The following is a 7,809-nucleotide window of genomic DNA, read 5'->3' as shown; positions in this document are numbered from 1 at the left end:
GGGGCGACACCATGATCAGCTATGTTGCGCCTTGGTCCGATGATGCGATCAACTCGTAATGCGTAGGTCGACGGTTCGATTCCGTCAGGCGGCTCGGAGAGGCCCTGACCAGCACCAGTGCTGGTCAGGGCCTCATTTTCATCGATGGTGTAAACCGCCCCCCAGTCAGGTGCCGCGTCGGAAGGCGAAGATCGCGTCGTGGGGATCCTGGTCGTCCACACGATCAAGGACCTGCCGGGGGGAGCACAGTCAGGCCCTGACGACGTCGGTGGCGTAGTGCTCGTACAGGTGCCGCAACGGATTGTCGGGGAACTCGTCGTGCCACGGCTTGACCGCGCCGACGTAGTGCACGATGCCCTCGCGCCGGGTCAGCTCATCCATCCGGCCCGCCCCGAACTTGCCCAGCACGGGGTGCGCGATCATCTTGTTCCATTTCTCCGGCAGCGGCGTCCATCGGCCTGCGCAGATGTGGTTGAGGATGTCCTGGTCAGCGTGGGTGGTGTCGGCGCCGTAGCGGCGGTGCATCTCGATCGCCCGCTCGCTGATGCCGTCGGCTCGCCAGCGCCGCATGTCCATGAGGAGGACGCCGGAGTTGAAGTGCCCGGGCGGCACGGCACCGGTCTGGATCTGCCGGGCGCCCTCGTCGGTGATGACCAGGGAACGACTCGGCGCGAAACCGTTGAGCACCGCACCGAGCGCGTTGCCGCCCAGGTCGACTGTGTACAGCGCGGTGAGGTCCTCCAGGACGAGCATGTCGGCGTCGAGGTAGAGCAGGCGCTGCACGTCGGGTGGAATGACCTCGGCGACGTGCAGCCGGGCGACGGCGGCGTCGGAATACCAGAGGCTCGGGCCGTGCAGCCCCAGCCGGTCGGAGATGCGGTGGAACCGCACCTGCCCGGAGCGGCCCAGGAGATCGCCGAGCTCGGCCCGGCGCTCCGTGCTCAGGTCGCAGTCGATCACGTGGAAGACCAGCCGCGTGTCGGCGTCCCGCAGCTCGGCGCGGGCCGAGTGGGCCAGGACCGCGGCGCCCGGGACGTAGTTGTCGTCGACGGCCAGCAGGATGTGGATGTCCATGGCACCCCCGTAGGTGTAGGTGTCGTCAACCCTCAGCGAACCACTCGTCCACCGCATTGGCAACTTTTGGCAACTGTAGACAAGCACGTTGCCAAACCTGTGTTACGGTGGAAAATCCGATCACGTGCGACGTGGAGAGGCGGCGATGAATATCACCCCGGCGTGCAGCGTCATCATCCCCACCTACAACCGGGCGGCACTTCTGCGGCGCAGCTTGGAATCATTGACAGCGCAGGACATCGGCACCGACGCGTTCGAGGTGCTGGTCGTCGACGACGGCTCCGACGACGGCACCGCGGACGTGGTGGCCGAGTTCACCGACCGGCTTCAGGTGCGGTATTTCTTCCAGCCGGACGAGGGATTCCGGGTCTCGGCCGCGCGCAACGTGGGCATCCGCCACGCCGTGACCGACGTGACGGTGATGGTCGACTGCGGGGTGCTGTTGCACTCCGGTTGTCTGCGGGCGCACCTGCGCAGGCACGGCGGCGACCAGCCGGCGGCGGTGATCGGTTATGTGTACTGCTTCAACCTCAGCAACGAGGACGCCGAGCGGATGCGGCAGACGCTCGACTTCGACGACGTCGACGCGACTATCGCCCAGCTGCGGCGGGAGGGCCGGTGGCTCGACCTGCGCGAGGAGTTCTACGCCCGGCACCCCGGCCCGCTGCATGAGCTGCCCGCGCCATGGTCGCTCTACTGGACGTGCAACGTGTCGGCGCGCACCTCGCAGCTGCGCCGGGTCGGCGGGTTCGACGAGGCGTTCACCACGTGGGGCGCCGAGGACATCGACCTGTCCTACCGGTTGCACCGCGACGGCGCGGTTTTCGTACTCGACCGCGACGCCGGGGCGATCCACTACCCACACCCGAAAGACTGGTCGCACAACAGTCAGCTCGCCGCGCGCAACCGGCGCTACATGGCTGAGAAGTACGACACCCCGGCCACCCGACTACTCGCGGTGGAGCCGATGATCAGCCTCTTCGATGTCAACGAGATCCTCATCGCCGACGCGCACGACGCGACCCGGACGGAGGCCCGCGCATGATGGAGTTCCGCCGCCTCGGCGAATCCGGACTGAGGGTGTCGGTGGTCGGCCTGGGGTGCAACACCTTCGGCCGCATGATCGAGCTCGACCAGGCATGTGCCGTGGTCGACGCCGCACTGGACGCCGGCATCAACTTCTTCGACACCGCCGACATCTACGGCCTCGAACGGGGTGCGTCGGAGCCCATGCTCGGCGCCGCGCTCAAGGGCCGGCGGGACGACGTCGTGGTAGCCACGAAGTTCGGCATGGACATGGATGGGGTCAACGGGCCCGACTTCGGCGCCCGCGGGTCCCGCCGCTACATCGCCCGCGCGGTCGAGGCGTCGCTGCGCCGACTCGACACCGACTACATCGACCTCTACCAGATGCACGAGCCCGACCCGGGCACCCCGATCGAGGAGACACTGGCCGCGCTGGACGACCTGGTCCGGGCCGGCAAGGTGCGGTATGTCGGCAACTCCAACTTTGCCGGCTGGCAGATCGCCGACGCCGCGTGGGTGGCGAGGACGCGCGGGTTCACGCCGTTCATCAGCGCACAGAACAGATACAGCGTGCTGTCCCGCACGGCCGAGGCCGAGGTGATCCCGGCGTGTGAGCGGTTCGGCCTCAGCCTGCTGCCCTACTTCCCGCTCGAGAGCGGGCTGCTCACCGGGAAGTACCGGCGCGGCCAGGCGGCGCCGGACGGCAGCCGGATGACCACCGACCGATACCAGCCGTGGCTCGCTTCCGCGCCGTGGGACGACATCGAGAAGATCGAGGCGTACGCGCGCGAGCGCGGCCTGTCGATGCTCGATGTCGCAATCGGTGGGCTGCTGGGCCGGCCGGCGGTTGCCTCGGTGATCGCCGGTGCCACGACACCCGAGCAGGTGCGCGCGAATGTCGCGGCGGCATCCCGGCGGCTCACGGCCGACGACCTCACGGCGCTCGCGGCGATCGGCCGGTGACCGGCACGTCCGCCGGCGCGCGCGGGCGCGCCCTGGTTGTTCGCAGCCTCCTGCCCGGTCGCCGGCTGGGCTTCGCCCTGGTCGTGTCGGTGCTCGCGACCACGGTGCTGCCGGTGCTGGCGCCGCAGTTCACGCTGCGGTTCGTCGACGACGCCATGGCAGGCGCGAGCACCGGGCACCTGGTCCTCATCGCGGTCGGATATTTGAGCGTCGCGATCGCCGCCCTGGCCGCGAGGACGGTGACCGGCTGGCTCGCCAACGGGCTCGCCTGGGACGGCACCAACCGGCTGCGTGAGCGCCTGGCGGAGCACGCGCTCTCGCTCGACCTCGGATACCACGGCAAGCACCCGCCCGGCGAGCTGATCGAACGGGTTGACGGCGACGTGGCGGCCGTGGCCGACTTCGCCGTGGCGTTCCTGCTGGACGTGGTGGTAAACGTCCTGCTGCTCGGCGCGATCGTGGTCGGGGTGTTCCTCGTGGACGTGCGGCTCGGCGCGGTACTGACCGGATACTGCCTCGTCGTCTTCCTGGCGATGGCCCGCGGGCAGCGCTGGGCCGTGCCGTCGGCGACCCGGTCGCGGGCGGCGAGCGCGGCACTCTACGGCGAGCTGGAGGAGTCGCTCGCCGGTGCCGAGGATCTCCGGGCCAACGGCGCGGGGGAGCATATGCTCAGCCGGTTCCACCGCACGAGCGCCGCCTGGTACCAGGCGGAGTACCGGGCCGCGCGGATCGGCGTGGCGGTAATGGCCGGCGTGTCGGTGGCGTTCGCCGGTGGGACGGCCGTGGTGCTCGGCTCGGCCGCGTGGTTGCTGAACGCCGGTGCGCTGACCGTGGGCACCGCCGTGCTGCTCTTGCAATACACTCTGCTGCTGCGGGCGCCCTTCGAGCGGCTGATCGACCAGTTGCGGGCCTACCAGGGAGCGCTGGCCAGCGTCACCCGGGTCGCCGACCTGCTCGGCCACCAGCCGGTGCTGCCCCAGCCGGTCCACCCGCGGCAGCTACCGGCCTCCGGCCCGCTGTCGGCACGCCTGGACCGGGTGTCGTTCACCTACCCGGGTAGCGACCGGCCGTCCCTGTTCGATGTGGACATCGAGTTGGCGGCGGGCGAGTCGCTCGGACTGGTCGGGCGGACCGGCAGCGGCAAGACGACGATCGCGCGGCTGCTGCTGCGGATGTACGACCCGGACGCGGGGGCGGTGTGCCTCGGCGGGCTCGACCTGCGGGACGTCGACAGCGCGTCGCTGCGCCGGCGGGCCGGCATGGTGACGCAGGACGTCCAGCTCTTCTCTACCAGCATCCGCGACAACCTGACGCTGTTCCGGCCGGACACCGACGACGACCGGCTACGCGCGGTGCTGCACGAGGTGGGGCTCGGCGAGTGGTTCGCCGCGCAGCCCGAGGGGCTGGACTCCGCGCTGCGCGGGGTGTCGGCCGGGGAGGCGCAGCTGCTGGCGTTCGCCCGCACCCTGCTCAGCGACCCCGGCATCGTGGTGCTCGACGAGCCGTCCAGCCGGCTCGATCTGGCGACCGAACGCCGGGTGGAGGAGTGCATCGATCGGCTGCTGGCGGGGCGTACCGGCGTTGTCATCGCCCACCGGCTGTCGGTGCTGTCCCGGATGGACAAGATCGCGGTGGTCTCCGGTGGTCGGATCGTGGAGTTCGGCTACCGCACAGACCTCCTCGCCGACTCGCGCAGCCGGTTCGTCGGCCTGCTCAACCTCACCGGAGCCGCCCGATGAACGACATGGTGCGGGTGGTCGCCCGGCTGATCCGCTTCGACCTGCGGCGGTATGTCCTCGGCGCACTGTTCTGGCTCCCGGTGAGCGTCCTGCCGCTGGCCGGGGGCGTACTCCTGAAGTGGATCTTTGATCGGATCAGCGGCGGGCAGCCCGTCGACCTGAGCGCCGTGTGGTGGCTGTGTGCGGCGTTCGTCGGCGCGGAGCTGGTGCGCGGGCTGACGATGCTGATCGCCTGGGCCTACGGCGTCTACTGGTGGGACGCCGCCGCGTCGGTGCTCCGCAGCAACGCGCTCCGGTCCATCTTCACCGCGCCCGGGCCGGCCGCCGACCGGTTGCCCGACTCGTCCGGTGAGTCGCTCGCCCGGCTGCGCTCGGACGTGGCGAGCCTTGTCGACTTCGCGGACGAGTTCATCCGGCTGGCCGGTGCGGTGCTGTTCACCGTCGGCGCCCTCGTCATCACGGTGCGCATCGATTGGAGGATCAGCCTGATGCTGGTCCTGCCGATGGTGGCCGTGGCCGTCCTGAGCACGTTCGCCGCGCGGACGGTGAAGCGGCTGCATACGCGGGCGCAGGTGGGCGGGGCCACCGTCACCGCGTACATCGGCGAGATGTTCAGCGGGATCCTGACCATCAAGACGGCCGGCGCCGAGCCGCACGTGCTGGCCCGGCTGCGCCAGCACAACGCGACGCGGCGGCGGGCGGCGGTCCGCGATCGGCTCGCCACCGACCTGCTCGACGCCGGCACCGGTGCCAGCGTCGAGATCGGCATCGGCCTGGTGCTGCTGCTCGCCGCCTCTGCCATGCGCGGCGGCGCCTTCACGGTTGGCGACCTGGCCCTGTTCACCACGTACGTCAGCGGCCTGACCGCCCTGCCGCGGAGCATCGGCGCGATGCTGTTCCAGGTGCCGCAGGCGGTCGTGGCGACGGAACGGCTCAACCGGCTGCTCGCCGCCAGCGAGACACCCACCGACCTGGTACGCGACACCAGACTGTGGTTCGGCGACACCCCGGTGCCCGACGCGCGGCCGGTGACGACGCACGACGATCCGCTGACCGTGCTGGAGGTGTGTGGCCTGACGGCCCACCACGATGGTGGGACCCGTGGGGTGCACGACGTGGACCTGCGACTCGAACGCGGCTCGATCACCGTCCTCACCGGTGCGGTCGGCTCCGGCAAGACGACGCTGATCCGGGCGATGCTCGGGCTGGTCCCGGCCCACGCCGGCACGATCCGGTGGAACGGCCGGCCGGTCGCCGACCCGGGCACGTTCCTGGTGCCGCCGCGCGTGGCGTACGCCGGTCAGCGCCCGCGCTTGTATTCCGCGACGCTGCGGGAGAACGTGTTGCTCGGTTGGCCGGGTGACACTGTCGACCGGGCGCTGCACCTCGCCGCGCTCGACGAGGACGTGACAGCGATGCCCGAGGGTCTGGAGACCTTCGTCGGGCCGCGCGGGGTTCGGTTGTCCGGCGGGCAGATACAGCGCGCCACGGCAGCGCGGGCCCTCGTCCGCGCACCCGATCTGCTGGTGCTGGACGACCTGTCGTCCGCACTGGACGGCGAGACCGAGGCACTCTTCTGGGACCGGGTGACCCGGGCCGCGCGCGAGGGGCGCGGCCCGGGCACGCTGCTGGTCGCGTCACACCGGCGGGAGGCGCTGGAACGAGCCGACCAGGTGGTGGTGCTCGACCAGGGGCGGGTGGTGGGTCGGGGGCGACTCGGGGACGTGCTGCGCGACTGCGATGAGATGCGCCGCCTGTGGGCCGAGGAACTCGATACCACCGAGGACTGATCAACCGGCGTGCTGGAGTGCGGGCTCGGCGGGAACATCGACATCTGACGTGTGGGCCGTCACACGTGCGGCCTCCTTCCGGATGGCCTCGCGATAGCGCGGGCTCAGGCCGGTCACCGCGGCGAGTACCCGTACCTCGTCGACGGACCGGTCCGGGTAGGGCAGGGCGAACCCGGCGAGCGGCAGGATCTCCGGCCGGCTGCCCCGGTCGAAGAGCGCCGCCACCTCCGGTTCAGCCGCCTGGGTGTGGGGGTCGACGAGGGCGCCGACGACGACCGTGTCGCGGCCGCCCACCGGACCGCGAAGTACTGATGGTCGCCGGTCCCCATGACGGCACGCGGCCAGTTCGCGCTCCACCTCGGCGTAACACTCGTCCGCGCCGATCCAGCCGAAGGCGAGCGCCAGCTCCAGGTCCAACCGAGGCCACTTGGCCAGGTAATACCGGTTGTTGGTCCACGCCGCCACCTCGTTGACGGCCAGGTCGCGCGGGTGCGGCAGGTGCAGACCGAACACCGGGGCCGCGTGCACGATGGGGATGTGGGCGCGGGAGATCCGGAAGCCCCACTCCTGGTCCTCGGGTCCCCAGCCGCGGAAGTTCTCGTCGAAGTAGAGGTCGTGCTGCTCGACCAGGCGGCGTGGGATGGCCGTCAGACCGGTGGCGACGAACGCCCACGGGAACCTCATGAGCGCCGACGTGTACCGGTCGGTCCACCGGTAGTCCCACGGCCCGCCCTCGGCGGCCAGGTCGGCCAGCACCGCACGGTAGTGGTCCCACGGCAGCACCTCGGCACTCTTGCTGTGCTCATTCATCGCCGCCTCGTAGCCGACCACCTGCCCGATCACGCACAGGTTCTGGCCATGGGCGAAGTACCGGTCGTAGGTGTTGCGGAGGGAGTCCGGCGGCAGCGCGATGTCCGCGTCGAGGGTCATCACCACCTCACCCGACGCGTGCCGGATCGCCAGGTTGCGGGCGTGGGCCACGTTCCACTCCCCAGTCGTCATCACCGAGACGAGGTTGAGGCGGTCGGTGAACTCGCGGCACAGTTCCACGTACTCCGTGGAGTACTCCATGGCACCGACGACGACCTCGAACTCCGCCTGATCCATGGTCTGCTCGGCCAGCGCGGCGAGGACCACCCGTAGGGTGCGCTCGCGGCCTTTGAACGGGACAACGATGCTGAACTTGAGACGATCGGTGTGCATCTGCTCCTGCCTTC

General features: G+C 70.3%; 6 protein-coding genes. 4 read left to right on the top strand and 2 right to left on the bottom strand.

Going from position 1 to position 7,809, the window contains the following annotated elements; genetic code table 11:
* Positions 1–249 precede the first annotated feature (249 nt).
* On the bottom strand, positions 250–1,074 hold the full coding sequence (locus AB0A95_RS05815; protein WP_357554496.1) for a glycosyltransferase family 8 protein: 825 nt from the start codon (positions 1,072–1,074) through the stop codon (positions 250–252).
* 145 nt (positions 1,075–1,219) lie between these two features.
* On the opposite strand from AB0A95_RS05815, the gene AB0A95_RS05810 reads away from it, so the two are divergent.
* The 4 genes from AB0A95_RS05810 to AB0A95_RS05795 are packed head-to-tail and all read left to right on the top strand — an operon-like array spanning position 1,220 to position 6,592.
* On the top strand, positions 1,220–2,119 hold the full coding sequence (locus AB0A95_RS05810; protein ID WP_357554495.1) for a glycosyltransferase: 900 nt from the start codon (positions 1,220–1,222) through the stop codon (positions 2,117–2,119).
* On the top strand, positions 2,119–3,063 hold the full coding sequence (locus AB0A95_RS05805) for an aldo/keto reductase (protein ID WP_357554508.1): 945 nt from the start codon (positions 2,119–2,121) through the stop codon (positions 3,061–3,063). The genes AB0A95_RS05810 and AB0A95_RS05805 overlap by 1 nt, the downstream gene beginning before the upstream one ends.
* Positions 3,060–4,802, top strand: a complete 1,743-nt coding sequence (locus AB0A95_RS05800) for an ABC transporter ATP-binding protein (protein WP_357554494.1) — start codon at positions 3,060–3,062, stop codon at positions 4,800–4,802. The genes AB0A95_RS05805 and AB0A95_RS05800 overlap by 4 nt, the downstream gene beginning before the upstream one ends.
* A complete protein-coding gene (locus AB0A95_RS05795) occupies positions 4,799–6,592 on the top strand; it encodes an ABC transporter ATP-binding protein (RefSeq protein WP_357554493.1) in 1,794 nt (597 codons plus the stop codon). Before AB0A95_RS05800 ends, AB0A95_RS05795 begins: the two co-directional genes overlap by 4 nt.
* On the opposite strand, the gene AB0A95_RS05790 is transcribed toward AB0A95_RS05795, so the two are convergent.
* The gene (locus AB0A95_RS05790) at positions 6,593–7,795 is read right to left on the bottom strand and encodes a glycosyltransferase (RefSeq protein WP_357554492.1); all 1,203 of its coding nucleotides are present in this window, start codon (positions 7,793–7,795) and stop codon (positions 6,593–6,595) included.
* Positions 7,796–7,809: the final 14 nt, after the last annotated feature.

The organism is Micromonospora sp. NPDC049230, assembly GCF_040647875.1.
In the GTDB taxonomy this organism is placed as follows: domain Bacteria; phylum Actinomycetota; class Actinomycetes; order Mycobacteriales; family Micromonosporaceae; genus Micromonospora.
This window is presented reverse-complemented; position numbering and strand designations above follow the sequence as displayed.